General features: G+C 73.2%; 23 protein-coding genes. 7 read left to right on the plus strand and 16 right to left on the minus strand.

The window, feature by feature from the left end:
* Positions 1-11 precede the first annotated feature (11 nt).
* The 7 genes from ACWGJO_RS19835 to ACWGJO_RS19865 all read right to left on the minus strand — a co-directional run bounded on the left by ACWGJO_RS19835 (position 12) and on the right by ACWGJO_RS19865 (position 7627).
* The gene (locus tag ACWGJO_RS19835) at positions 12-635 is read right to left on the minus strand and encodes a hypothetical protein (RefSeq protein WP_387727643.1); all 624 of its coding nucleotides are present in this window, start codon (positions 633-635) and stop codon (positions 12-14) included.
* A gap of 167 nt (positions 636-802) precedes the next feature.
* Positions 803-1651 carry an exodeoxyribonuclease III gene (locus ACWGJO_RS19840; RefSeq protein ID WP_452185405.1) on the minus strand — a complete coding sequence of 283 codons (849 nt, stop codon included), beginning with the start codon at positions 1649-1651 and terminating at the stop codon, positions 803-805.
* A gap of 75 nt (positions 1652-1726) precedes the next feature.
* Positions 1727-3517 carry a gamma-glutamyltransferase gene (ggt, locus tag ACWGJO_RS19845; protein WP_452185407.1) on the minus strand — a complete coding sequence of 597 codons (1791 nt, stop codon included), beginning with the start codon at positions 3515-3517 and terminating at the stop codon, positions 1727-1729.
* Between the two features lie 81 nt (positions 3518-3598).
* Positions 3599-4705: an ROK family glucokinase gene (locus ACWGJO_RS19850; protein ID WP_380547113.1), complete on the minus strand. Its 1107-nt coding sequence runs from the start codon at positions 4703-4705 to the stop codon at positions 3599-3601.
* A complete protein-coding gene (locus ACWGJO_RS19855) occupies positions 4702-5562 on the minus strand; it encodes an ATP-binding cassette domain-containing protein (RefSeq protein ID WP_452185409.1) in 861 nt (286 codons plus the stop codon). The genes ACWGJO_RS19850 and ACWGJO_RS19855 overlap by 4 nt, the downstream gene beginning before the upstream one ends.
* 8 nt (positions 5563-5570) lie before the next feature.
* Complete coding sequence (locus ACWGJO_RS19860; RefSeq protein ID WP_452185411.1) at positions 5571-6617, minus strand: ABC transporter permease; 1047 nt, start codon at positions 6615-6617, stop codon at positions 5571-5573.
* A complete protein-coding gene (locus ACWGJO_RS19865; protein WP_452185443.1) occupies positions 6614-7627 on the minus strand; it encodes a substrate-binding domain-containing protein in 1014 nt (337 codons plus the stop codon). The genes ACWGJO_RS19860 and ACWGJO_RS19865 overlap by 4 nt, the downstream gene beginning before the upstream one ends.
* Positions 7628-7943: 316 nt before the next feature.
* Here ACWGJO_RS19865 and ACWGJO_RS19870 point away from each other — a divergent pair, with 316 nt between their 5' ends.
* Positions 7944-9071: an alpha/beta hydrolase gene (locus tag ACWGJO_RS19870; protein WP_452185413.1), complete on the plus strand. Its 1128-nt coding sequence runs from the start codon at positions 7944-7946 to the stop codon at positions 9069-9071.
* 84 nt (positions 9072-9155) lie between these two features.
* Here the strand turns inward: ACWGJO_RS19870 and ACWGJO_RS19875 are convergent, their stop codons facing one another.
* Positions 9156-10748 carry a PucR family transcriptional regulator gene (locus ACWGJO_RS19875; RefSeq protein WP_452185415.1) on the minus strand — a complete coding sequence of 531 codons (1593 nt, stop codon included), beginning with the start codon at positions 10746-10748 and terminating at the stop codon, positions 9156-9158.
* 301 nt (positions 10749-11049) lie between these two features.
* Here ACWGJO_RS19875 and ACWGJO_RS19880 point away from each other — a divergent pair, with 301 nt between their 5' ends.
* From ACWGJO_RS19880 to ACWGJO_RS19905, 6 genes are all read left to right on the plus strand, one after another.
* Complete coding sequence (locus ACWGJO_RS19880) at positions 11050-11937, plus strand: FAD binding domain-containing protein (protein ID WP_452185417.1); 888 nt, start codon at positions 11050-11052, stop codon at positions 11935-11937.
* Complete coding sequence (locus ACWGJO_RS19885) at positions 11934-12422, plus strand: (2Fe-2S)-binding protein (protein ID WP_452185419.1); 489 nt, start codon at positions 11934-11936, stop codon at positions 12420-12422. Before ACWGJO_RS19880 ends, ACWGJO_RS19885 begins: the two co-directional genes overlap by 4 nt.
* Positions 12419-14797: a xanthine dehydrogenase subunit D gene (gene pucD, locus ACWGJO_RS19890; RefSeq protein ID WP_452185421.1), complete on the plus strand. Its 2379-nt coding sequence runs from the start codon at positions 12419-12421 to the stop codon at positions 14795-14797. The genes ACWGJO_RS19885 and pucD overlap by 4 nt, the downstream gene beginning before the upstream one ends.
* Before the next feature lie 305 nt (positions 14798-15102).
* The gene (locus tag ACWGJO_RS19895; protein WP_452185423.1) at positions 15103-16599 is read left to right on the plus strand and encodes an NCS2 family permease; all 1497 of its coding nucleotides are present in this window, start codon (positions 15103-15105) and stop codon (positions 16597-16599) included.
* Positions 16600-16734: 135 nt separating this feature from the next.
* Complete coding sequence (locus ACWGJO_RS19900) at positions 16735-17940, plus strand: XdhC family protein (RefSeq protein ID WP_452185425.1); 1206 nt, start codon at positions 16735-16737, stop codon at positions 17938-17940.
* Positions 17941-18040: 100 nt separating this feature from the next.
* Positions 18041-18340 carry a hypothetical protein gene (locus tag ACWGJO_RS19905; RefSeq protein ID WP_452185427.1) on the plus strand — a complete coding sequence of 100 codons (300 nt, stop codon included), beginning with the start codon at positions 18041-18043 and terminating at the stop codon, positions 18338-18340.
* Positions 18341-18369: 29 nt separating this feature from the next.
* On the opposite strand, the gene ACWGJO_RS19910 is transcribed toward ACWGJO_RS19905, so the two are convergent.
* The 8 genes from ACWGJO_RS19910 to ACWGJO_RS19945 all read right to left on the minus strand — a co-directional run bounded on the left by ACWGJO_RS19910 (position 18370) and on the right by ACWGJO_RS19945 (position 25513).
* Positions 18370-18990: a LysE family translocator gene (locus tag ACWGJO_RS19910; RefSeq protein ID WP_359911746.1), complete on the minus strand. Its 621-nt coding sequence runs from the start codon at positions 18988-18990 to the stop codon at positions 18370-18372.
* 72 nt (positions 18991-19062) lie between these two features.
* The gene (locus tag ACWGJO_RS19915; RefSeq protein ID WP_452185429.1) at positions 19063-19479 is read right to left on the minus strand and encodes a PIN domain-containing protein; all 417 of its coding nucleotides are present in this window, start codon (positions 19477-19479) and stop codon (positions 19063-19065) included.
* On the minus strand, positions 19476-19670 hold the full coding sequence (locus ACWGJO_RS19920) for a type II toxin-antitoxin system VapB family antitoxin (protein WP_401046265.1): 195 nt from the start codon (positions 19668-19670) through the stop codon (positions 19476-19478). Before ACWGJO_RS19920 ends, ACWGJO_RS19915 begins: the two co-directional genes overlap by 4 nt.
* A gap of 95 nt (positions 19671-19765) precedes the next feature.
* Entirely contained in the window at positions 19766-21526 is a 1761-nt protein-coding gene (locus ACWGJO_RS19925) for an SDR family oxidoreductase (RefSeq protein WP_452185431.1), read from the minus strand.
* A complete protein-coding gene (locus ACWGJO_RS19930; protein ID WP_452185433.1) occupies positions 21523-22458 on the minus strand; it encodes a M24 family metallopeptidase in 936 nt (311 codons plus the stop codon). Before ACWGJO_RS19930 ends, ACWGJO_RS19925 begins: the two co-directional genes overlap by 4 nt.
* Positions 22459-22483: 25 nt before the next feature.
* On the minus strand, positions 22484-23572 hold the full coding sequence (locus ACWGJO_RS19935; protein ID WP_452185435.1) for a PDR/VanB family oxidoreductase: 1089 nt from the start codon (positions 23570-23572) through the stop codon (positions 22484-22486).
* Positions 23573-23611: 39 nt separating this feature from the next.
* Positions 23612-24526: a metal-dependent hydrolase gene (locus ACWGJO_RS19940; RefSeq protein ID WP_452185437.1), complete on the minus strand. Its 915-nt coding sequence runs from the start codon at positions 24524-24526 to the stop codon at positions 23612-23614.
* A gap of 207 nt (positions 24527-24733) precedes the next feature.
* Positions 24734-25513: an IclR family transcriptional regulator gene (locus ACWGJO_RS19945; protein ID WP_359911767.1), complete on the minus strand. Its 780-nt coding sequence runs from the start codon at positions 25511-25513 to the stop codon at positions 24734-24736.
* Positions 25514-25712: the final 199 nt, after the last annotated feature.

The raw sequence follows: 25712 nt of genomic DNA on the forward strand, positions 1-25712 counted from the left end.
CGCCGGTCCCGTCAGGCACCGCGCCTGCGCAGCAGCCAGAAGCCACCGACGCCGCCGGCGACCAGCGCGAGGCCGCCGGCCAGCTCCGCCGGGTCCGCCGCGACCGAGCCGCCGAGGCCGGTCTGCACCGCGCCGTGCGGGGCGACCTGCTGGCTGCCGGCGCCGGACTGCCCGAGCGAACCGGCCCACTCCCCCGCGGCCTCGCCCCATTCGCCGAGGCTCTTGTCGGGGTTCGTCCGGAGGTCCTTGTCGGTGCTCCTGTCCGGGGTGGTGGAGGCCGCGGTGGCGACCGTGACGGTGGTCGCGAAGGCGCCGCCGTCCGGGCAGGTGCCGTCGACCTTGCTGTCCCCGGCGTGCTGGCCGGCCAGTCGGGCGGAGCCGCTGTGCTTGCCGTCGGGGCCCAGGGTGAGGGTCGCCGGACCGCCCTCGAAGGCGGCGGAGCGGGCGGTGATGGTCTTGGCGTCGGGCTTGTCCGACTTCTCGCAGGAGACCGTGACCGTCACGGTCTGGCCCGGTGCGGCCTGGGACGGGCTGACCGAGGCCGAGCCGTCCCTGGCGGATGCGAGGGGGGCCGTCAGGCCGGTCAGCGCCGTCGCGCCGATCAGGACGGCGGCGGCCGTACGCGTGGGGCGCATGCCGGAACCTCCGGGATTCTCGGGCGCAGCCGGGGACTCCCATGTCCACCTGGTCGAGCGACTGCACCCGGTCATTCACCGACGGTAGGCACCCGCCCCGCGCTCGGCCAGCGCTCACGACCGTTCGGGTTACGGCCCGTGACCCGGCGTGACGCCCGCGGCGCGGCTCAGACGTCGAGGTCCAGGTCCACCACGACCGGCGCGTGGTCCGAGGTCCCCTTGCCCTTGCGGGCCTCGCGGTCCACGTAGCTGTCGGTGACGGCGTCGGCGAAGGGCTTGTTGGCGTAGGTGAGGTCGATCCGCATGCCCCGGTTCTTCGGGAACGCCAGCTGGCGGTAGTCCCAGTAGGTGTAGGGGCGGTCGTACTTGAGCGGGCGGGGCAGCACGTCCTGGAGGCCGATCTCGCCGAGGGACGTCAGCGCGGCGCGCTCGACCGGGGTGACGTGGGTGAGGCCCTCGAAGGCGGCGGCGTCGAAGACGTCCTCGTCGGTGGGGGCGATGTTGAAGTCCCCGAGGACGGCGAACGGGCGGGAGCCCGCGGCGTCCTCGGTGGCGGCCTTGCGCAGCGCCTCCAGCCACTCCAGCTTGTACTCGTAGTGCGGGTGGCCGACCTCGCGGCCGTTGGGCACGTAGACCGACCAGACCCGGACCGGGCCGCAGGTGGCGGCGACGGCGCGCGGCTCGACCTCGGGCAGCAGGGCGCCGTCGGCGAGGTAGCCGGGCTGGTCGGGCAGGCCGCGCACGACGTCGTCCAGGCCGATCCGGGAGACGATCGCGACGCCGTTCCAGCGGCCGTTGCCGTGCGCGGCCGTCTCGTAGCCGAGCTCGCGGACCGCCTCGTACGGGAAGGCGTCGGCCGCGCACTTGAGCTCCTGGAGGCAGAGCACGTCGGGCTTGGCGCCCTCCAGCCACTCCAGGAGCTTGGGCAGCCGCGCGGTGACGGAGTTGATGTTCCAGGTGGCGATGCGGACGGTCACGGCGGGCGGCCTTCCCGGTGGTTCGGTGCGGACGGGCATGCGGACGGGGTGGGCCGCCCCTCGCGTGGGAGGCCCACCCCGAACATACCGTCCGGCACCGACAGTCCGGCCCGATCAGCGCGCGGGCCGGACCACCGCGGCCGAGCCGCCACCGCGCCGCACGGGTTCGGCGGCGGCCGCCCAGCGGCCGTCCGGAAGCCGTTCCACGCCGGTGGCGGCACCGATCTCGCCGCCGTTGACGAAGCTCTGTCCGAGGCCCTCCAGCGCTGCCCGCTCGGGCAGCGCCAGGAAGCCGGGCTCGACCTGGGTCGTGGCGCCGTTGCGCTGGCTGGCGCGCGGTGCGGCGATGGCCTGTTCCAGGCTCAGGCCGCGGTCGAGCCGCCCGAGCAGCACCTGGAGGGTGGTGGTGATGATGGTCGCGCCGCCGGGGCTGCCGGTCGCGAGCACCGGCTCGCCGTCGCGCAGCACGATCGTCGGGGACATCGAGGAGCGCGGCCGCTTGCCGGGGCCCGGCAGGTTGGGGTCGGGGACGCCGGGCGCGAGCGGGGTGAAGTCGAAGTCGGTCAGCTCGTTGTTGAGCAGGAAGCCCCGGCCGGGGACGGTGATCCCGCTGCCGCCGGTCTGCTCGATGGTGAGCGTGTAGGAGACGATGTCGCCCCAGCGGTCGGCGACCGTCAGGTGGGTGGTGTTGGGGCCCTCGTACGGTTCGGCGACGGCCTGGCCGGTGTCGGCGCAGGGGGCCGGGTGGCGCGGGTCGCCGGGGGCGAGCGGGCTGGTGAGCGCGTGGTCCGGGCTGATCAGGCAGGCCCGGGAGGCGGCGTAGCGCTCGGAGAGCAGCTGCTTGGTGGGGACGTCGTTGAAGGCCGGGTCGCCGACCCAGCGGTTGCGGTCGGCGAAGGCGATCCGGGAGGCCTCCAGGAAGTGGTGGTAGTACTGGGTGCTGCTGTACGCGGAGACGTCGCCGCCGTCCTCCAGGATGTTGAGCGCCTCGCCGACGGTGGTGCCTCCGGAGCTGGAGGGGGCCATCGCGTAGACGTCGTAGGCGCCGTGGGAGACGTGGGTGGGCGCCTGGTCGCGGACCCGGTAGTCGGCGAGGTCAGTGGTGTCGACCCGGCCGGGGCGGGCGTTGCGGCCGGAGGCCGGGTCGACCGGCGGGTGCTGCACGGTGTTGACGATGTCCCCGGCCAACTCGCCCTGGTAGAAGGCCTTGACGCCGTCCTTGGCGAGCAGCCGGTAGGTGGCTGCGAGGTCGGGGTTGCGCAGCAGGCTGCCGGTCTCGGGGGGCTTGCCGTTCGGCAGGTAGAGCTTGGCGGTGGCCGGGAAGTCCTTGAACCGGGCGTAGTTGTCGGCGGTCTGGTTGCGGAAGGTGTCGTCCACGACGAAGCCGTTGTCGGCGATCCGCTCGGCCGGTTCGAGGTTCTGGGCGAGCGAGCGGGTGCCCCAGTGGCGCAGCGCGGCGTCCCAGGTGGCGGGGGTGCCGGGCACTCCGACGGACAGTCCGCTGGTGACGGCGTCGGCGAAGGCCAGCGGTTTGCCGTCCTCCAGGAACAGGCCGCTGTCGGCGGTGCGGCCGGCCGTCTCGCGGCCGTCGATGGTGTGCACCCGTCCGGTGGCGTGGTCGTAGTGGACGAAGTACCCGCCGCCGCCGATGCCGGAGGAGTAGGGCTCGGTGACCCCGAGGGCCGCGGCGGCGGCGACGGCCGCGTCGACCGCGTTGCCGCCCTTGCGCAGCACCTCGATGCCGGCGGCGGTGGCGTCGGCGTCGACGGTGGCCACCGCACCGCCCCAGCCCACCGCCTCCGGCGCCTTCGACGGCGGGGCCGCCGCGCCGGCCGGCCCGACGCCGGACCAGACCAGTGCGGTGGTGAGTAACAGAGACGGCGCGAGGCGGGTCAGAGCTCTCATGCGAGTCCTCCTGAGTCGACGTCAACTCATCAGTTGTTCCACAGGAGGGATGATCCGACAACCGCACCGCCCCGCCCCCGCCTACAGCGCGCTGCGCTCCACCCGCCGCCGCTTGATCGTGCGGAAGCGCCGCGCCACCTGCCGGGCCAGGTCGGCCGCGCCGACCAGGCCCGCCTCGTTGCCGAGGGCGGCGTGCACGATGGCGGCCTCCGGGCGGAACCCGCGCCCGGTGAGGGTGCGGCGGAAGGTGTCCCGGGCCGGGCCGAGCAGCAGGTCGCCCGCCTCGGAGACCCCGCCGCCGATGACGAAGCGGCCGGGGTCCAGCGCGGCGGCCAGGTTGGCGATGCCGACGCCGAGCCAGGTGCCGACCTCGTAGAGCAGCTCGGTCGCGGTCGGGTCGCCGTCCTGGGCGGCCTCGGTGACCAGCGGGCCGGTGATTCCCTCGACCGTGCCGCCCGCCCGGGCCAGCAGCGGCTGCACCACCGGCGACTCCTCGGCGACCAGCTCGCGCGCGTCGCGCACCAGCGCGTTGCCGGAGGAGTACTGCTCCCAGCAGCCCCGGTTGCCGCACGGGCAGCGGTGACCGCCGGGCAGCACCTGCATGTGCCCGAACTCGCCCGCCAGGCCGTACTTGCCGCGGTCCACGTAGCCGTCCCGGACCACCGCGCCGCCGATGCCGGTGCCCAGGGTGAGCATCACCATGTGGTCCTCGCCGCGCCCGGCGCCGAAGCGCCACTCGGCCCAGGCGGCCGCGTTGGCGTCGTTCTCCACGATCACCGGGAAGCGCAGCCGCTCGCTGAGCGCCTCCCGGAGCGGCTCGTTGCGCCAGTTGAGGTGCGGGGCGAACAGCACCTTGGAGCGGTCGGCGTCGACCCAGCCGGCCGCGCCGATGCCGACGGCGTGGACGTCGTGCCGGTCGGCGAGCTGGAGCACCAGCTCGACGATGACGTCCTCGACCACCTTGGGGCTCTTGCTCTTGTGCGGCGTGTCCGTGCGCAGCTTCTCCAGCACCTTGCCCTCGCCGTCCACCACCCCGGCGACCACCTTGGTGCCGCCGATGTCGACGCCGATGGTGGGCAGCCGCAGTATCCCGGCGGGCAGGGCGCGGCGGCGGCGCTCGGCGCGCGGGCCGAGGCCGAGCAGGGTGGGCAGGACGGGTGGCCGGGTGCTGCCTTGGGAGCTGGTCACGGCTGCAGACGCTCCTCGCCTGGGTCGGGGTCGCGGGGGTCGGGCTCACGGGGGTCGGAAACGGAGGGCCGGGCCAGCTCGTGCGAGAGCTCGGCGAGGTCGGAGCCCCCGGCCATCTCGGTGGTGAGCTGTTCGAGGCCGATCTCGGCCCGCGGGTGACTGCCCGCCATCCGGCCCCGCTTGAGCAGGGTGAAGTGGTCGCCGACCAGGTACGCGTGGTGCGGGTTGTGGGTGATCAGCACGACCCCGAGCCCGGCGTCGCGGGCGGCGGTGACGTACTTGAGCACCACTCCGGACTGCTTGACGCCGAGCGCGGCGGTGGGCTCGTCCAGGATCAGCACCCTGGCGCCGAAGTGCACCGCGCGGGCGATGGCCACGCACTGGCGCTGCCCGCCGGAGAGGGTGCCGATCGGCCGGTCGACGTCGTACAGGTCGATGCCCATCCTGGCGAGCGCCTCGCGGGTGGTGGCGCGCATCCCGTCGGCGTCCAGCCGCAGGCCGCCCCAGCGGCGCGTGCCCTGCTCGGAGCCGAGGAAGAAGTTGCGCCAGACCGGCATCAGCGGGACGACCGCGAGGTCCTGGTAGACGGTGGCGATGCCGCGCTCCAGGGCCTGGCGCGGGGAGTCCAGGCGGACCTCCTCGCCGCCGACGGTGAAGGTGCCCTCGTCGTGCTGGTGCAGCCCCGCGATGATCTTGATCAGGGTGGACTTGCCGGCCCCGTTGTCGCCGAGCACGCAGCTGATCTCGCCGGCCCGCAGGGTCAGCGAGACGTCCTGCAGCGCGCGGACGGTGCCGTAGCTCTTGCCGACTCCCTCCAGGGAGAGCAGTTCGGTGCCCGCCGCGGCCGCGCTCGTCATGTCCGTGCTCATCGCGGCCCCCGCTCGGCCCGGCGCTTGACGTAGGCGTTCAGCAGCGCGGCCAGCAGCAGCATCGCACCGAGGAAGAACTTGAACCAGTCCGGGTTCCACTGGGCGTAGATGATCCCCTTGCTGACCATGCCGAAGATCAGCGCGCCGAGCGCGGAGCCGACCACCGAGCCGTAGCCGCCGGTGATCAGGCAGCCGCCGATGACGGCCGCGACGATGTAGATCAGCTCGTTGCCGACGCCCTCGCCGGACTGCACGGTGTCGAAGGAGAACAGCAGGTGCTGGCCGAGCACCCAGGCGCCGAAGCCGACGCCCAGGTAGAGCAGGGTCTTCGTCCGGGCGACCGGCACGCCGACCGCGCGGGCCGCCTGCGCGTCGCCGCCGACCGCGAAGATCCAGTTGCCGAAGCGGGTGCGCAGCAGCACCCAGCTGCCGACCGCGAGCAGGCCGAGCCACCACCAGACGGTGGCCTTGATCGTCAGCCCGCCGACGGTCACCTCGGAGGCGAACAGCCAGCGGCAGGAGGCGAAGCCCTCCATGTCGGAGATCGACTTGGTGGAGACGGTGCCGGAGATCGCCTTGGTGACGCCCAGGTTGGCGCCGGTCAGCATCAGGAAGGTGCCGAGCGTGACGATGAAGCTGGGCAGCCTGGTGCGGCCGAGCATCCACCCGTTGAACCAGCCGACGGCCAGCGTGGTCGCCAGCGAGACCAGCACGCCGACCCAGGTCACCGCGGTGAACTGGTACGAGACCATCGAGGAGGTCAGCGCCGCGGTGGTGACCAGCACGCCGGCCGAGAGGTCGAACTCGCCGCCGATCATCAGCAGCGAGACCGGCACCGCCATGATCCCGATGGTGGAGGCCGCGTACAGCACGGTGCCCAGCGAGGAGACCCGCAGGAAGGGTTCGGCGACGACGGCGAAGACCACGAAGACCGCGACGGCGGCGATCAGCGCGCCCAGCTCGGGGCGGGCGAGGAGCCGCCGCAGGGCCGCCGGGCGGCCGTCGACCAGGCCGTCGTGGGCGAGGAGGTCGGGGCTGCTCACCTGGTCCCCCTCGCGACGTACTCGGCGAGCGCGTCGGCGTTGTCCTTGGTCAGGATCTGCGGACCGGTCTCGACGGGCTTGCCGCCCCCGAGCATGTTCAGGTTGTACTTGTACAGCCAGATCAGGTCGACGCCCGTGTAGCCCTGGAGGTAGGGCTGCTGGTCGACGGCGAAGCCGACGCTGCCGGACTTGAGCCCGGACACCACCTGGGTGCCCAGGTCGAAGGTGTCCAGCTCGACGCTGCGGCGGGCGTCCTGGACGGCCTGGAGACCGGTGGCGGCCATCGGGCCGGAGAGGGTGAGCACGGTGTCGATGGCCGGGTCGGCCTGGAGCTTGGCGGAGATCGCGGCGCGGGCGTCGGGCATGTCGACGCCGTTGACGTAGAGCACCTGGAAGGCGCCGCCGGCCTTGGACTGGGCTCCGGAGCAGCGCTGCTCCTGGCCGACGTTGCCCTGCTCGTGGATCACGCAGAGCACGTTCTTGCGGCCGCGCGAGGCCAGCTCGGCACCGGCCGCCTGCCCGGCGGTGGACTCGTCCTGGCCGATGTGGGTCAGCGCGCCGAACTTCTGCGAGAACTCCTGACCGGAGTTGATGGTGATCACGGGGATGCCCGCGGCCTTGGCCTTGCCGAGGACGTCGGCCATGGCGTCCCCCTTGGCGAGGGTGACCAGCAGGCCGTCGACCTTCTGGTCGATGGCGGCCTGGACGAGCTGGACCTGGTTCTGGGTCTGCGCGTCGTTGGAGTACAGGAAGGTGATGTTGTCCTTGGCGGCGGCCTGCTCGGCGCCCTTGCGCACAGTGTCCCAGAAGGCGTCGCCGGCTCCGGCGTGGGTCACCATGGCGACCTTCCAACGCGGGGTGGTGACGGCGCTGCCGCCGGTGGCCGCGGCCTTGGCGCGGGCCTCCTCGGCGCGTCTGCCTCCGGTACTGCTGCAACCGGCCGCGGTGACCGCGAGTGCCAGGACGGCGCACACGGGCCAGAAGCGGCGGGACGGGCGAAAGCGGGTGATGCTCATCCCCATAGTCTCCCTTCCCTGGTCGCGCGGGATCGCACCGCCTCGCCCGGCAGGCCCAATGGCCTGGGAGGTAAGGTGCCCCGGGGGACCTTTCCTGGTAGTTCGCTGAACATCTGGTCCGGACGACGTCTGTCCGGGTGGCAGACTTAGGCGCCGATCCGAACGGGTTCATCGCGAGAACGTGATGTTCCTCTCAGGTTCCGCACAGATTCGGACGGCAACCGATCATCGGTCCATCACCGTCTGATGCCATTGACGTGCGTCCGGGCGAGTGGGGCCCGGGCGGCGTGCGACCCGATACGAGAACTCGATGGAACTGACAGGTACGCCATTCTTCCTCCTCACCGTCATCCTGGTGCCGGTGTCCATCACAGTGGCGCTGCTGTTCTGGGGGAAGGTCGGCGGGCCGCAGCCGGTGCGCTACCTCACCCGGATCGTCATGATCATGTTCTGCCAGGTCACGGCCGTCCTGATGGTCTTCGTGATGGTCAACAACGCCAACCTGATCTACGGCAACTGGGACGACCTGCTCGGCACCGGCAACCACGTCCGCGCGGTGCCCGTCCTGGCGCCGGTCGACCCGGCCGCCCCGGCGGGCCAGGGCGGTGAGGCCGCCAAGGAGCCGCCGAAGGTCAAGCAGAGCTTCAGCGGCGTGAACGACCCGCTCGTCCCGAACGACGTGCAGCGGACCGAGCTCAAGGGCCAGGTGTCCGGGGTCGACGGCGAGGTGCTGGTCTGGCTGCCGCCGCAGTACAACGACCCGGCGTTCAAGGACAAGAAGTTCCCCGTGGTCGAGCTGATCCCGGGCTACCCCGGCTCCTCCTCCACCTGGTACGGCACCCTCAAGGTCTCCGAGCAGCTCAAGCCGCTGATGCAGCAGGGCAAGGTCGCCCCGTTCATCCTGGTCTCGCCCCGCACGAAGCTGCTGAACAACCAGGACGCGGGCTGCACCGACATCCCCGGCAAGATCAACGCCGACGCCTGGGTCACCCGCGACGTCCCGCAGATGGTGCTGGACAACTTCCGGGCAGACCCGTCCGCGGACCGCTGGGCGATCGCCGGCTACTCGGCCGGCGCGCACTGCGCCGCCAAGCTGTCGCTGTCCCACCCCAACCGGTACCGGGCCGCCATCGCGATGTCCGGCTACAACGACCCGGCCCAGGAGCCGGACTCCCTGGTCGGCAAGGACGCCAAGCTGCGCGAGGCCAACAACCCGGTCAACATCCTGAAGGCCGCCCCGCAGCCGCCGAAGGTCGCCCTGCTGGTCAGCGGTTCCAAGGGCGACGGCTACGAGGACGGCGAGGCGATCCGCGCCGCCGCCAAGGCCCCGACCACCGTCCAGGTCGAGGAGGGCACCGGCCCGCACACCACCGAGCAGTGGAAGAAGATGGTCCCGGCCGCCTTCCAGTGGCTGACCTCGGTCATCCCGGTCCAGTAGGCCGGCCGGCAGCAGCGAACCGTACGGGCAGGGCCCGCCGCGACCGAGGTCGAGGCGGGCCCTGCCGCATGTCCGGGCGCGGCGTCAGGCCAGCTCCAGCGCCAGGTAGAAGTCCACTCGGTCCTCCAGCCGGGAGAGGTCACGCCCCGTCAGCTCCTCGATCCGGCCGATCCGGTACCGCAGGGTGTTCACGTGGACGTGCAGCTGCGCGGCGCAGCGGGTCCAGGAACCGTCCGAGCGCAGGAAGGCCTCCAGGGTGCGGACCAGGTCCGCCTGGTGCTCGATGTCGTACGCGATCACCTTGTCCAGCAACCGGCCGCGGAAGGCGCGGCGCACCTCGTCCGGGACGGCGGCCAGCAGCAGCACGTGCGAGGCGAGCTCCTCGGGGCCCGCGACGCAGACCCGGCCGACCCGGGAGGCGGCGATCCGGCGGGCGTGCCGGGCCTCCTCCAGGGCGCCGCGCAGACCCCCGGCCCCGGAGGCGGGGGCGGAGACCCCGAGGGTGATCCGGCCCTCCGAACCGAGCCCGGCCTCCAGCGGGGCGAGCAACTCGCGCAGGGCGTCGGCGGGCACCGGGCCCTCCGGGGCGGGCAGCACCACCACGGCGCCGGTGCCCGTCCCGGCGACCAGGGCGCGGTCGGTGTCGCCGCCGAGCGCCTCCTCCAGCACCGCCCGTACGGTGCCCTCCGGCAGGCCGGTGCCCTCGGCGCTGAGCACCAGCCAGGAGCCTTCCTGCGCCCGGGACTTGGGATCGGGGATCTCGTATCCGACGGCCATCGCCGAGGAGGCGTACAGGGTGCGGCTGATCTCGGCCGGGTCGGCGTCGCGGCGCAGCAGGGCCAGCACCTCGTCGGCGAGGCGGCGGCGCAGCCGGCGGCCCTCGTCGCGGCGGTGGCGCTCGGCGGCCACCAGCCGGGCCAGGTTCTCGGCGAGCTGCTGGCGCTTGGCGGTCCACTCGGTGACGTCGCCGGCCACCGCGAGCACCCAGTCGACGAGCGGCGCGTCGTGCTCGGCCGAGACCGGGGCGGGCAGCAGCGAGTAGGAGCCGGCCGCCAGCCGGGCCCGGTGCGGGGGGCGGCGGCGCTGGCGCTGGGCGGCGAGGTGGGCGCGGACCAGCTGGTCGCGGTCCTGGGCGGAGAGCCGGTCGGCGGGGCCGGCGATCACCGCGCCGGTCGGGGTGAGCACCCAGCAGTCCAGGTCGAGGTCGCCGCCGAGCAGGTCCAGCACCGCGTCCAGTCCGCCGCCGCCGGCCGCCGAGACCAGCAGGCGGTGCCGGTCGACCAGGGCGGCGAGGTCGGCCGCGCGGTCCGCGGAGACCTGGCGGCCGATGAACTCGGTGACGGTGCCGAAGGCGATGTCGTCGGGGACGGCGAGCAGCGGCATCCGGTGCCGCCGGCAGGCCTCGACCAGGTCCTCGGGCACCGGGCCGACCTCGGCCTCGCCGGCCGCCAGGGCCACCGCGCCGCCGGCCGCCAGGGTGCGGACGAAACGCTCGGAGTCGGCCGGGACGGTGCGCCAGAGCATGCCGGTGAGCACCAGTTCGCCGCCGTGCAGGTAGCGGCCCGGGTCCTGGAGGTCCGTCGTCATCACGCCGCTGACCTGCCGGTCCAGCTCTTCCTCGGCCGCGAGCAGGCGCAGTCGCGGGGCTCCGGGGGCGAGCAGGTCACGGACGCGCATCCGCGGACTCCTTAACGGGGCTTGGGGGGGGAGGGGTGAAGGGGTAACGATAGGGCCTGGCCGAGCGGGCGTGCGCGCGGGTCCGTAGCCCGCGGATCCCGGCCGGACTACGGTCGTAGGTAGCACCCGGCGAACACCCGGGCTGCGAGATTCCCCTCCTTAGAGGAACGTACAGGATGCCGGGCGGGCTCACAGCCGGGGCTTCATGCCATCGGTGACTGCCAGTGGGCCGCGTGACAGCGGTTCACTGGGCGACACGCCGCCGGGCACCCGGCGGGCGAAGACTTGAGGAGACACCCGCATGGAGTTCCTTCGGCCCGCCACCTGGGACGAGGCACTCGCGGCGAAGGCCGAGTACCCGACCGCGCTGCCCCTTTCGGGCGGCACGGACGTCATGGTCGAGCTGAACTTCGACGTGCACCGGCCATCCGCGATTCTCGACCTGAACCGCATCACCGAGCTCACCGAATGGTCGAACGACGACGGCGTCGTGCGGCTCGGCGCCGCGGTCCCGTACGCCCGGATCATCGCGGAGCTGTCCGGTCCGCTGCCCGGGCTGGCGCTGGCGGCCCGCACCGTCGGATCCCCCCAGATCCGCAACCGCGGCAGCGTCGGCGGCAACCTCGGCGCGGCCTCCCCGGCCGGCGACGCGCACCCGGCGCTGCTGGCGGCCGGACGGGACGTGTTCGTCGAGGCGGCCTCGGTGCGCGGCACCCGGCTGATCCCGATCGACGACTTCTACGTCGGGGTGAAGCGCAACTGCCTGGAGGCCGACGAGCTGATCCGGGCCGTGCGGATCCCGGTGGCGGACGGGCCGCAGCAGTTCTCGAAGATCGGTACCCGCAATGCCATGGTGATCGCGGTCTGCGCGTTCGGCTTCGCCCTGCACCCGAGGAGCGGAACCGTCGGCACCGGCATCGGTTCGGCCGCCCCCACGCCGCGCCGGGCCGTCGAGGCCGAGGAGTACCTCCGGGGCGTGCTCGCCGAGCGCGGCCTGTGGGAGTCCGGGGAACTGCTGGGCACCGAGGTGGTCCAGCGCTTCGGCGAGCTGGTCAAGGCCGCGGCCTCGCCGATCGACGACGTGCGGGGCACCGCCGACTACCGCCGGCACGCGCTCGCCGTGATGGCCCGCCGCACCCTCACCTGGACCTGGAACGACTACGGCAAGCAGATCAGGAGCGCGGCATGAGGGTCACTTTCACCGCCAACGGCAAGCCGGTCGAGGCCGACGACGTGTGGGAGGGCGAGAGCCTGCTGTACGTGCTGCGCGAGCGGGTCGGCCTGCCGGGCTCGAAGAACGCCTGTGAGCAGGGCGAGTGCGGCTCCTGCACGGTCTACCTGGACGGCGTCCCGGTCTGCTCCTGCCTGGTCGCGGCCGGCCAGGTGCAGGACCGCGAGGTGCGCACGGTCGAGGGCCTGGGCACGGAGGACGGCGAACTGGGCCTGGTCCAGCAGGCGTTCGTCGACGCCGGCGCCGTCCAGTGCGGCTTCTGCACCCCCGGGCTGCTGGTGCAGACCGACGCACTGCTGGCCGCCGACCCGCAGCCGAGCGACGACGACATCCGCGAGGCGCTGTCCGGCAACCTGTGCCGCTGCACCGGCTACGAGAAGATCATGGACGCGGTGCGGCTGGCCTCGGCCCGCACCTGCGCGGGAGCGGGGGCTGCGGAATGAGCGGGCGGACGGTCCAGCGGCCGATCCAGGGACAGAAGAACCTCCAGAACATCAACCAGGCCTCCAAGGACGGCATCGGCGGCTCCCCGCTGCGCCCGGACGGCAACCTGAAGGTCCGGGGCGAGTTCGCCTACTCCTCCGACCTGTGGCACGAGGACATGCTCTGGGGAACGGCGCTGCGCTCGCCGCACCCCCGGGCGAACATCCTCTCGGTGGACATCTCCGAGGCGCTCAAGGTGCCCGGGGTGTACGCGGTGCTGACGCACGAGGACATCCCCGGCTCGAAGTACTACGGCCTGGAGATCCAGGACCAGCCGGCCCTGGCCATCGACAGGGTCCGGTACCACGGCGAGGCGATCGCCCTGGTCGCCGCCGACCACCCGGAGACGGCCCGCCGCGCGGTGAAGAGGATCGCGGTCGAGTACGAGGTGCTCACCCCGATCGTCACCGAGGAGCAGTGCCTCGACCCGGAGACCCACGGGTACGTGCACGAGCCGCACGCGTACAAGTCCCATGCGTACGGCAACATCTGCCACGAGCAGCGGCTGGTCTCCGGCCGCGGCGTGACCGACGAGGTGCGGGCGCTGGCGGACGTGATCGTCAGCGGCGACTACGAGGTCGGCATGCAGGACCAGGCCTTCCTCGGCCCGGAGTCCGGCCTCGCGGTGCCCGCCGAGGACGGCGGCATCGACCTCTACATCGCCACCCAGTGGCTGCACGTCGACCGCCAGCAGATGGCCCCGGTGCTCGACCTCCCGGAGGAGAAGGTCCGGCTCACGCTGGCCGGCGTCGGCGGCGCGTTCGGCGGCCGCGAGGACCTTTCGATGCAGATCCACGCCTGCCTGCTGGCCCAGCACACCGGCAAACCGGTCAAGATCGTCTACTCGCGGGACGAGTCCTTCTTCGGCCACGTCCACCGCCACCCGGCGCGGATGCACTACGAGCACGGCGCCACCCGGGACGGCAGGCTGGTCTTCGCCGACTGCCGGATCGTGCTGGACGGCGGCGCCTACGCCTCCGCCTCCCCCGCCGTGGTCGGCAACGCGGCCTCGCTCGGACACGGCCCGTACGTCATCCCGAACGTGCGGATGCACGCCATCGCCCTGTACAGCAACAACCCGTCCTGCGGGGCGATGCGCGGCTTCGGCGCGGTGCAGGCGGCGTTCGGCTACGAGTCGCAGATGGACAAGCTGGCCGTCGAACTGGGCATGGACCCGGTGGAGTTGCGGCAGCTCAACGCCGTCTCGCAGGGCGACTTCATGCCCACCGGGCAGGAGATCGACGCGCCCGCGCCGGTGGCCGAACTGCTCCGGCGGGCCAAGGAGATGCCGCTGCCGCCGCCGCTGGACACCGAGCACCCGGACATCCGCCGGCTGCCCGGTGCCCTGTCCAACACCTCGCACGGCGAGGGGATCGTGCGCGGCGTCGGCTACTCCGTCGGCATCAAGAACGTCGGCTTCTCCGAGGGCTTCGACGACTACTCCACCGCCCGGGTGCGACTGGAGGTGATCGGCGGCGAGCCGGTCGCCATGGTGCACACCGCGATGGCCGAGGTCGGCCAGGGCGGCGTCACCGTGCACGCCCAGATCGCCCGCACCGAGCTGGGCGTCGAGCAGGTCACCATCCACCCGGCCAACACCGAGGTGGGGTCGGCCGGTTCGACCTCCGCCTCGCGCCAGACGTACATGACGGGCGGCGCGGTGAAGCTGGCCGCCGAGGCGGTGCGCCGGGAACTGCTCGACCGGGGACGCCGGCGCTACGGCTGGACCCACGACGACCTGGTGCTGACCGGCGGCAAGGTCGTCTCGGCCGGGGCCGGCACGCTGGTCTCCATCGTCGACCTGCTCGGCGACGACGTCATCGAGCAGACCCGCGAGCACCACCACCGGCCCACCCAGCCCTTCGACAAGGAGACCGGCCAGGGCTTCGGCCACGTCCAGTACACCTTCTGCGCCAACCGCGCGGTGGTGGACGTGGACGTGGAACTGGGCCTGGTCAAGGTGGTCGAGCTCACCGCCGTCCAGGACGTCGGCAAGGCGCTCAACCCGCTCTCCGTGGTCGGCCAGATCCAGGGCGGCTGCACCCAGGCGCTGGGCCTCGCGGTGATGGAGGAGATCATCGTGCGGGACGGCAAGGTGCGCAACGCCTCCTTCACCGACTACCTGATCCCCACCATCCTGGACACCCCGCCGATCCCGGTGGAGATACTCGAACTGCCCGACCCCAACGCGCCGTACGGGCTGCGCGGGGTCGGCGAGGCGCCGACCGTCTCCGCGACGCCGTCCATCGTGGCCGCCATCCGCAACGCCACCGGGCTGGCGCTCAACCGGATCCCGGTCCGGCCGGAGCACCTGACCACCGAACAGCCCGGCTGAGACCCGGCCGAGCGCCTCGCCGCCGGGCGCGGCCGGGCACCCTGCCGCCGGTCCGGCGGCCGGAGTTCGCCCTCCCCGGGGCGGTGCCCGTCATCCCCGCCGCCCCGGGGCACCCCCACACCCGCTGCCCTGCCCACGCCGGGGTCCGCAGCGGTGCGCACCAGCACCACCCCCGCCCGCACCGCCCGCACTCCACCCTTCCCGCGAGTGCCCCCGTGAGTCGATACGTCCCCCTGTGCCGCCTCGTTGACCGGCAGTCAGGTCGGCTCGCCCACCCCAACCCCCTTTGACACTTGGGAGTGGACATGACCAGGATCCCCACGGAACCCGGCACCACCGAAGACAGACCAGCCGACGGCGGACCCGCCGCGGACGGCCCCCACCCGTCGTCCCCGGCACCGCGCCCCACCGGCGCGCTGGACGCCTACTTCAAGATCTCGGCCCGCGGATCGACCCTCGCCAACGAACTGCGCGGTGGACTCACCACCTTCATGGCGATGGCCTACATCATCCTCCTCAACCCGCTCATCCTGAGCGGCGCGGACGCCACCGGCGTCAAGCTGGACCACGCCGCGCTGACCACCGCCACCGCGCTGGCCGCCGCCGTCACCACCGTCCTGATGGGCCTGGTCGGCAACGTCCCGCTCGCCCTCGCCGCGGGCCTCTCCGTCTCCGGCGCGGTCTCCGCGCTGGTCGTCCCGCACACCACCTGGGCCCAGGCCATGGGCCTGTGCGTGATCTACGGCCTGCTGATCGTGCTGCTGGTCGTCTCCGGGCTGCGCGAGAGGATCATGAACGGCATCCCGCTGCCGCTCAAGCACGCCATCACCATCGGCATCGGCCTGTTCGTCACCGTGATCGGCGTCTACAAGGCCGGGTTCATGCACACCGGCGGCCCCACCCCGCTCTCGCTCGGCCCCACCGGTGAGCTGGCCGGCTGGCCGGTGCTCGTCTTCTGCGCCACCCTGCTGGCGATCTTCGTGCTGATGGCGCGCGGCGTCCGCGGCGCGATCCTGATCGGCGTCGCCGGCGGCACCGTGCTCGCGATGATCGTCAACCGGGCCGCGCACGTACCGGCCGAGGCCTGGAAGAACTCGGTGCCGGTCTGGCCCGGCAGCCCGGTCTCGGCACCCGACTTCGGCCTGTTCGGCCACGTCGACCTGTTCGGTGCCTTCGGCGGTCACGGCATGGGCGCCATCAGCGCCTCGGTCGCGGTGTTCACCCTGGTGCTGGCCGGCTTCTTCGACGCGATGGCCACCATCATCGGCGTCGGCACCGAGGCCGGACTGGCCGACCGGCAGGGCCGGATGCCCGGGCTGTCCAAGGCGCTGTTCATCGACGGCGCGGGCGGCGCGGTCGGCGGCCTGGCGGGCGCCTCCGGGCAGACCGTCTTCGTCGAGTCCGCCACCGGCGTCGGCGACGGCGCCCGCACCGGACTCGCCTCCACCGTCACCGGCGCCCTGTTCGCGCTGATGCTGTTCTTCTCACCGATCGCCGGGATCGTCCCGGTCGAGGTGGCCTCGGCCGCCCTGGTCGTGATCGGCTCGATGATGATGAGCCAGGCCCGGCACATCGACTGGTCCGACCGCGAAGTGGCGATCCCGGCCTTCCTCACCTGCGTGCTGATGCCGTTCACGTACAGCATCACCGCGGGCGTCGCGGCCGGCGTCATCTCGTACACCGTCATCAAGGCCGGGCTGGGACGGTGGCGCGAGCCCGGGCCGCTGATGTGGATCCTCACCGCGGTGTTCGTGGTGTACTTCGCGATCACCCCGGTCAAGTCCTGGCTGGGCGTGCACTAGTCGGCACCGGCCACCACCCGGGCACCCACCGCCTTCCACCGCCTTGCACCGCCCTGGGCACCACCGCCGCCGTCCGGGATCGTTTCCCGTACGGCGGCGTCTCCCGCTACTGTCGAAACCGTGTAAGGAGCCCCCATGCAGGACATCGCCGAGCAGTTGCGGGCCTGGCAGGCGGCCGGCCGCTCCTTCGCCGTGGCCACCGTCGTCGGCGTCTCCGGCAGCGCACCGCGCGACCCCGGGGCGGCGCTGGCCGTGGACGCGGACGGCGAGGCGGTCGGCAGCATCTCCGGCGGATGCGTCGAGGGCGCGGTGTACGAGCTGTGCCAGGCCGCGATCGCGAGCGGCGAGCCGGTGCTGGAACGCTTCGGGTACAGCGACGAGGACGCCTTCGCGGTGGGTCTGACCTGCGGCGGCGTCCTGGACGTGTTCGTCCAGCCGGTGGTGCCGGGGGCCGACGCCGGGCTGGACGCCGGGATCGCCCGCATCGCGGCCGGCACCCCGGTGGCGCTGGTCCGGGTGATCGCCGGGCCGGGCGGCCTGGTCGGGGCCGTGCTGGCGGTCACCGCCGACGACGTCACCGGGGCGCTCTCCCCGACGCCCTCCACGGTCGGCGGACTGGAGCGGGCGATCGTCGCCCGGGCCCGGGCGATGCTGGAGGCCGGACGCACCGGCCGGCTCGTGCTCGGCCTCGACGGACGCCCCTGCAACGAACACGGGCGGGGCACCGTCACCTGCTTCGTCGAGTCGTACGTACCGGCGCCGCGGATGCTGGTGTTCGGGGCGATCGACTTCGCGGCCGCGGTCGTGCGGATCGGCAAGTTCCTCGGCTACCACGTGACCGTCTGCGACGCCCGGCCGGTCTTCGCCACCACCCGCCGCTTCCCCGACGCCGACGAGGTGGTGGTCGACTGGCCGCACCGCTACCTGGACTCCCAGCTCGGCCGGATCGACGGACGCACCGTGCTCTGCGTACTCACCCACGACGCCAAGTTCGACATCCCACTGCTGGAGCGCGCCCTGCGACTGCCGGTCGGCTACGTCGGCGCGATGGGCTCGCGCCGCACCCACCGGGACCGCGTGGCCAAGCTGCGCGAGACCGGGATCACCGAGGCCGATCTCGCCCGGCTGCGCTCCCCGATCGGCCTCGACCTCGGCTCGCGCACCCCGGAGGAGACGGCCGTCTCGGTCGCCGCCGAGATCGTCGCCCACCGGCGCGGCGGCAGCTGCCTGCCGCTGAGCGCCTCGGACGGGCCGATCCACCACGACCTGTCGCGGACGGGAACGGAGGGTGACGAGGGTCGCGCGGCCGACGGCCCGGCACCCCGCCCCCACGCGGCCTGAACCGGGAGCGGCTCCGGCACCACTCACGTTGCGTGGCCACCGGCACGGCGGGAGGCTGGAGTTGCGGACTCGCCCCGAGCCCGGGGAAGGAGCAGGGATCATGCGCGCCCTGCTGGAGGTCGAACTCGACCTCGACACCGCGACCTCGAACAAGGTCATCACCGATGGAACGATCGGCGAGGAAATCCAGCAGACCCTCGCCCAACTCAAGCCGGAGGCGGCCTACTTCCTCAGCCGCAACGGGCACCGGGCCATGATCTTCGTCGTCGACATCGCGGACGAGGCCTCGATCCCGTCCCTCGCCGAGCCGTTCTGGCTGCAGCTCAACGCCACCGTCGACATCCGCCCCTGCATGAACGCCGACGAACTCATGGAGGGGCTCAAGCGGCTCGGCGGCTGAGCGGCCCGGCGGCTGAGCACGGATGGACGTCAGTCGCTCAGCGCCAGCTTCACGCCGAAGCCCACCACGACCGCACCGGTCACCCGGTCCATCAGCCGCCGGGCGGCCGGACGGCGCAGCCAGCCGCGCAGCACCTGGGCGAAGCCCACCAGGACCGTCGACCAGAGCAGGCCCTCCACGACGTGCACGCAGGTCAGCGCCACACCGGCGGCGAAGTGCGGGGCCCCGGCCGGAATGAACTGCGGCAGCACGGCCACGTAGAAGACCCCGACCTTGGGGTTCAGCAGGTTGGTCAGCGTGCCCCGCCGCCAGCCGTGCGCGAACCCGCCGTCCTCCGGCTCCTCCTCGGCCGCCGCCTCGCCGCCCCGGTTGCGCAGCATCCCGATGCCCATCCACACCAGGTACGCCGCGCCCGCCCAGCGCAGGATCTCGTACCCGACCTGCGAGGCGGTCAGCAGCGCCGTCACCCCGGCCGAGGTCAGCGTCCCCCAGAGCAGCGTCCCGGTCTGGATCCCCAGCACGACCCCCCACGCCTGCCGGCGCCGCCCCAGGGCGGAGGTCCGCAGGATCAGCGCGGTGTCGAGACCGGGGGTGAGGGTGAGCAGCCCCACGACGAGGGCGAAGGACCACAGAGCCGTTGTCATCTCCATGGACCTCGATGCTCTCACAGCCCCGGCCGGCCCCCGCCCGCCGGGGCGGACGGTACCCGGCCGCCTGATCCGTCAGTCCGCCGACCCCGGAGGCACGACCCACTCGGTGGGCTGGCCGGTGACCGCGGCGATCATGTCGAAGTCACCGTCGTAGTGGAGCACCGTGGCCCCGTGACGCTCGGCGGTGGCCGCGACGACGAGGTCCGGCACCGACAGCGCCCGCCAGTTGCCCGACGAGGTCAGGAGGGCCTGCACCTCGATGGCGCGGTCCCACACCTCGTCGGGCGTGGGCAGCCGGTCGAAGCCGCTCAGGCCCTCCCGGATCCGAAGGGCGTCGGCCTTGGAACGGGCGCTGTGCATGATCTCCAGTTCGACAGCGCCGCAGATGGCGACGAGCCCTCTGACGATCCTCGGCCTGAGGACCGACCTGACCGTCGGCTCGGAGAAGCGAGCGAAAGCCGACTTGTCGATCAGGAAGCGCTCGCTCATCCCTTTTCCACCGGTCCGGTGAGGTCAGGCAGTCCGCCCTCGGCGAGCCAGTCCATGAAAGTCTCACGCTTGCGGCGCTTCACGAGGTCTTCAAGGGCGGCGTTGACGGTGGCCACCTTGGTCGTCGTACCAAGGATCTCGGCGGCCTCGGCCAGCAGTTCGTCGTTGACGTCTATCACGGTACGGGCCATGGTCGGCCTCCCAGGCGGAGCGGGCCTGCGATATCAATATCGACGGTACTTGATATCGCAGGCCCATATGCCCCGATCAGTCGATGCTCCCCCGGTCAGGTGATGTTGAGGCGGGCGGCGAGGCGCAGCAGGCCGGGGCTGAGGCGGGAGAGGAAACGGGCGGCCTTGGCCTCCGGGGTGACGGGGACGACGGGCCTGCCGGTGCGGACGGCGGTGAGGACGGCGCTCGCGACCTTCTCCGGGGGGAAGCCGCGGCGGGCGTAGAGCTTCGCGGCGCGGGCCTGCTTGGCGGCCTGCTCGGTGGAGGTGGTGGCGGAGAAGGTGGAGGTGCGGGTGATGTTGGTGTTGACGATGCCCGGGCAGATGGTGGAGACGCCGATGCCGTGGCCGACGAACTCGGCCCGCAGGCAGTCGGAGAGCATGAACACCGCGGCCTTGCTGGTGGCGTAGGCGGTGAGCGCCTTGGACGGCAGGTAGGCGGCGGCGGAGGAGACGTTGACGATGTGGCCGCCCTGGGCGCGGTCGGCCATCAGGGTGCCGAAGGCGCGGCAGCCGTGGATCACGCCCCAGAGGTTGACGTCCAGGACCCGCTGCCACTCCTTCTCGGTGGTCTGCAGGAACGTCCCGGAGTGGCCGATGCCGGCGTTGTTGACCATGACGTCGGGCACCCCGTGCTCGGCGGCGACGGTCTGCGCGAAGGCGTCCATCGCGGCGCCGTCGGAGACGTCCACCCGGTAGGCGTGCGCCTTCGGGCCGATCAGCGAGGCGAGTTCGGCGGTGCGCTCGGCGGCCGCGAGGTCGAGGTCGCAGACCACCACCCGGGCGCCGTCCTCGGCGAAGGCGAGCGCGGTGGCCCGGCCGATGCCGCTGCCGCCGCCGGTCACCACGACCAGCCGGCCGTCGTCCCCGGCCGGTCGGGCCTGCCCCGCGTCGATGCGGGCGGTGAACTCGCGGACCATCCCGGCCACGACGGCTCCCTTCTCCAGCAGCGCCGACCAGTGGCCGGCGTGCAGCGTCCTGCGGGTCAGTTCGGGCACCCAGCGCTCCAGCCCCTCGGAGAGGTAGGTGCCGACGTACCGGTCCCGGGTGAGGGTGATCAGCTGGACCGGCACCTCGGTCGGCCGCTCGCGCGGACTGCCCAGGGTGGGGCGGAAGTTGGCCCGGTACAGCTCGATGCCGCGGACCGCGTCGCGGCGCAGGGTGGACTGCGGGTGGTCGGCGCGCGGTGTGACGTGCTCCAGGTCGCGCAGCACCCGCGGCCAGGCCCGGGCCAGGCCGAGCCGCCAGACGCCGGGGGCGAGGTAAGGCAGGTGGAAGGCGGTGATGTACCAGGAGTGCAGGCCCTGGTGCAGCAGTTGCCCGAGGTGGCGGGGGGTGGGGCGGCGCACCCGGTGGCGCAGCCAGTGGCCCATGTGGTCCAGGCTGGGGCCGGACAGCGTGGTGTACGAGGCGATCCGGCGCCCGGCGCCGGGTTCGGTGACGGCCTCCCAGGACTGGATCGAGCCCCAGTCGTGGGCGACCAGGTGCACCGGGCGGTCCGGGCTGACGGCGTCGGCGACGGCGAACAGGTCCTCGGCGAGGTGCTCCAGGCGGTAGCCGGACCGGTCGGCGGGGGCGGCGGACTCCCCGGCGCCGCGCACGTCGTAGCGGACCACGTGGTGGTCGCGGGCGAGGTCGGCGGCGATGTCGTCCCAGACGGCGTGGGTGTCGGGGTAGCCGTGCACGAGCAGGACGGTGGGGGCGTCCGGGTCGCCCTGCTCGAAGACGGCGAGCGGGAGGCCGCCGGAGCGGACGGTCCGGCGGCGGACCGGGGGCGCCGCCGGGGGCTGCGCCGGACGCTTCGTCGGGCTCGTCATCGGGTGGCCTCCTGGATGGTCGGGGCGATGGCGGTCGGGGCGGCCGTGGTCGGCCCGGCGGCGGTCGGGACGGCCGCCCGCCCGGTGGCAGTCTGCCCGGTCCCGGTGGTCCAGCGGCGGACGTGCGGCAGGTCGTCGTCGAGCCAGTAGGCGTCGTCCTCGGTGACCACCAGCAGTTCCTCGAACTTGATGCCCACGCCCCGGAAGCCGATGTGCGGCTCCACCGCCCACAGGCCCGGGGTGGGCGCGTGCCGGGACGACCGGCCGTCCGCCCAGAGCGGTGAACGGCCGTGCAGCCGCTCGGAGATCAGCTCGCGGCCGAGGGTCTGGAGGGTGCGCACGCCGAAGCCGAGGACGTTCACCCCGGCCGGGCCGCGCGCGGTGTTGCGGGTGACCTGGTGGCCGATCACCCGGCCCGGGTAGACCTGGTGGCGGTTGTCGTAGCCGTGCGCGGCGATCTGGGCGTCCACCGCCGCGTACACCTCGGCGAGCGGCCTGCGGGCCCGCACCTCGTCGAGGATCAGCTTCCGGTACACCTCCAGGTCGGCGGCCAGGCGGTCCCAGACCCGGTTCTCGCCGACCTTGCCGCCGTAGCCGATGTCGGCGGTGTAGCCGTCCACCACGGGCGCGCAGTCCAGCACGTACGGCATGCCCTCCTCCAGGCGGCGGTTGCCGGCGAAGAACTGCAGCGGGGTGTGGAAGTGCCGGAACGCCGTCCGGTCGCCGAACCAGGCGAAGGGGACGTGGAAGAAGTCCTGCACCCCGGCGGCGACCAGGCGGCGGCGCAGCTCCGCGGTGGCCTGCCGCTCGGTGACGCCGGGCTCGATCCAGGCGGCGACCTGTTCGGCGCAGGCGTAGGCGAGCTGCTGGGTCTCGCGGAAGCGGGCGAGGTCGCGCTCGGTGTAGCGGAAGGCGGGGGTCGCTTTCGCCATGGCGGTGCTCCTTCTGGAGGTCGAGCTAGAGGTCGAGCACGAGGGTCTCGCCCTCGGCGGCCCGGGAGACGCAGGGCAGCAGGGCGCCGGCGGCACGCTGCTCGGGGGTGAGGCGGCGGTCCCGGTGGTCGGGCGTGCCGGCCAGCACCCGGACCTCGCAGGTACCGCAGAAGCCCTGGTGGCAGGAGTACGGGAGGTCCGGGCGGGCCTCGCGCAGCACGTCGAGGGCGGAGCGGTCGGCGGGGACGTCGAGGTCCGGCCCGTCGGTGCCGAGGCGGACGGCGAACGGCTCGCCGTCGGTGACCGGGGCGGCGCCGAAGCGCTCGAAGTGCAGGGAGGCGGCCGGGGAGGCGTCCAGGGCGCGCTGCACGGCGGTGAGCATCGGCGCCGGGCCGCAGCAGTAGACGGCGGCTCCGCGCGGGGCGTGGGCGAGCAGTTCGGCTCCGGTGGGGACGCCGCCGTGCTCGTCGTCGGTGCGCAGCACCACCCGGCGCGGGTCGAGGGCGCGCAGCTCGTCCGTGTACGGCAGGGTGTCGGCGCTGCGGCCGACGTGCACCAGGCGCCAGTCCAGGCCGTGCCGCCGCGCCTCGCGGGCCATCGGGAGCAGCGGGGTGATGCCGATGCCGCCGGCCAGCAGGAGGACGGCGGGCTCGGCGCAGAAGGCGAAGCCGTTGCGCGGGCGGCGGGCGGTGAGCCGGGTGCCGGGGTGCAGGGCGTCGTGGACCTCGACGGATCCGCCGCCGCCCCCGGGCAGCCGCCGGACGGCGATGCGGTAGCCGGTGCGGTCGGCCGGGTCGCCGCTGAGGGAGTAGTGGCGTTCGCGGCCGGAGGGCAGGACGAGGCGCAGGTGGGCGCCGGGCTGCCAGCCGGGCAGCGGGCCGCCGGAGGGGTCGGCGAGGAGCAGTTCCACGACGTCGACGGCCGGTCGGCGGCGCTCGGCGACGACCAGTTGGAGCGGCGGGGTGGGGCGGCTGAGCGGTCGGCGGGGGTTGCGGCGCAGCAGCGGGCCGCCGAGGGCCGGGGAGTAGCGGTCGCCGAAGGCGGTGAGCCGGCGCATGAAGCCGTCGGGACGGGGGCGGCCGTAGAGGTCGGGGGGCGGGGTGAGCTGGTCCATCCGGCGGGGTCCTCGGGGTGGGTGGGAGAGGGACCGGGCTCAGCGCCCGGCGGCCGCGCGGGCGGCCGGGGAGGTGGCGAGGTAGCCCAGCGCCTGGCTGGACGAGCCCTCCTGGGTCGGGTGGTAGCCCGGTCGCAGGTAGCGCAGTCCGGAGCGGATCGACTTGACCGGCTCCGGCAGCAGTCCGCGCCTGGCGATCCGGCCCGCCTCGCGCCAGGTGGGCTTGAGCCGGCCTTCGAGGGAGGGGTCGGCGGCGAGCAGGAAGCGGGCGCCGCGTACCCAGAGGTGGACGAGCAGCGGGCCGGAGACCGCCATTCCGCGCACCCGGCGCAGGTAGCCCGGGTCCAGGTGGACCATCAGGTCGTAGGCGACGCTGCGGTGCTCGACCTCCTCCGCGCCGTGCCAGCGCAGCAGGTCGAGCATCGTCGGGTCGGCCTTGGCCCGGTCCAGGCCCGGGGAGTTGAGCGCCCAGTTGCCGAGGAAGGCGGTGAAGTGCTCGATCGCCGCGATGAAGGCGACCCGCTCGATGACGTTCTCCCGCTGCCGGTCCGGCGTCAGGCCCGGCTTGTCGCCGAGGACGCGCTGGAACAGCCAGGAGATCTGCCGGACGTACGGCCGCGGGTCGAGCCCCTGGCCGAGCAGGTGGTCCAGGACCTCCTGGTGCGCCTCGGCGTGGATGGCCTCCTGTCCGATGAACCCGAGGACCTCCTCGCGCAGTTGCTCGTCCCGGACGAGCGGCAGCGCCTCCTTGAACACCTTGACGAACCACCGCTCCCCTTCGGGCAGCAGCAGGTGCAGCACGTTGATGACGTGGGTGGCCATCGGCTCGTCGGGGATCCAGTGCAGCGGCAGCTGGGCCCAGTCGAAGCGGACGTCCCGGGGTTCCAGCACGAGGCTGTCGTGCACGCGCGCGGCGGGGGCGGCGAGGGCGGGGACGGGGGTGGAACGGGGCATGGCAGGCCCTCCTGACCTGGGGGCGGCGGCTCGGCTCCAGGGAAACGTACTCGCGGGTAGCCGTCAGGACAAGGGGTTCGGCGACCCTTATCGACATCGAGTCTAATAAGTGACGCGCACCGGCGGCCACCACGGGAAACGCGGTAGGCCCCACCGGTCTCCCGGCGGGGCCTACCCGAACTCGTGTGCGCGAGCGCCGGCTTGACGTCAGACCGCCATCGCCAGCATCAGCGGCGCCGCCCGGGCCGCCAGCAGCTCGGCGGCCGCCTTCAGCCTGTGGACGCTGTCCGCCGGCATCGAGGTGGCCAGGCAGCCGACCGTACTGCCCGCCGTGATCGGCACCGCCGCGCACACCGTGCCCAGCGCGTACTCCTGGATGTCCAGCACCGGCACCGTGGCCGGCTGCCGCTCCAGCCGGTGCATCAGCTGGTCGGCGTCGGTGACGGTGCGGGAGGTGAGCCGGGCGACCGGGTGCCGGGAGAGGTGGTCCCGCCGGGCGTCCGCGTCCAGCTGGCCGAGCAGGCACTTGCCGATCGCGCTGGCGTGCGCGGTGGCCCGGAAGTCCACCCACTCCTGCACGGCCGGCGCGTAGTCGGCGGCCGAGACCGCCTCCACCGACAACTCGCCGTCGTGGTACCGGCTGAAGTACACGGCGGCGCCCAGCTCGTCCCGGAGTTCGGCGAGCTTGCGGTTGAGCCGGGCCTTCACCAGCTGCTCCCGGTTGTGCTGGCCGAGCAGGGCGAAGGTGCCGCCCAGCAGCCAACCGCCGTCCTGGCACTGGAGATAGCCCTCGACCTCCAGGATCTCGGCGAGCCGACGCACGGTGGGCAGACCGAGCGAGGTCTCCCGGGCGAGGGCCACCAGGGTGGCACCGTCGGGGTGGCGGTCGACCGCCTCCAGCAGTCTGAGGGCGTGCTGGAGGGAGGTGAACGAGCCCGTCGGGCCCTGGTCCAAAGCGGCGTGACGACCCGGGGCTGGTGTCGACATGTCGTCCCCTTCCGATGTCCCCCCACGGAGCGACCGCGGGCACCCACCAGCCTATCGACCCGGCGGCTCCGACGGCTGCCGTCCGTGCATATCCGTGGACAATCCGTGGCGCCCCACCGCCCGACCTGGGACGAAGCGGCGGGCCCCTCCCCCACCGCCCACGGGGGGGGGGGCCCCCCGCGGGGGCGCCCGGGGCGGG

Source organism: Kitasatospora sp. NPDC054795, from assembly GCF_053611565.1.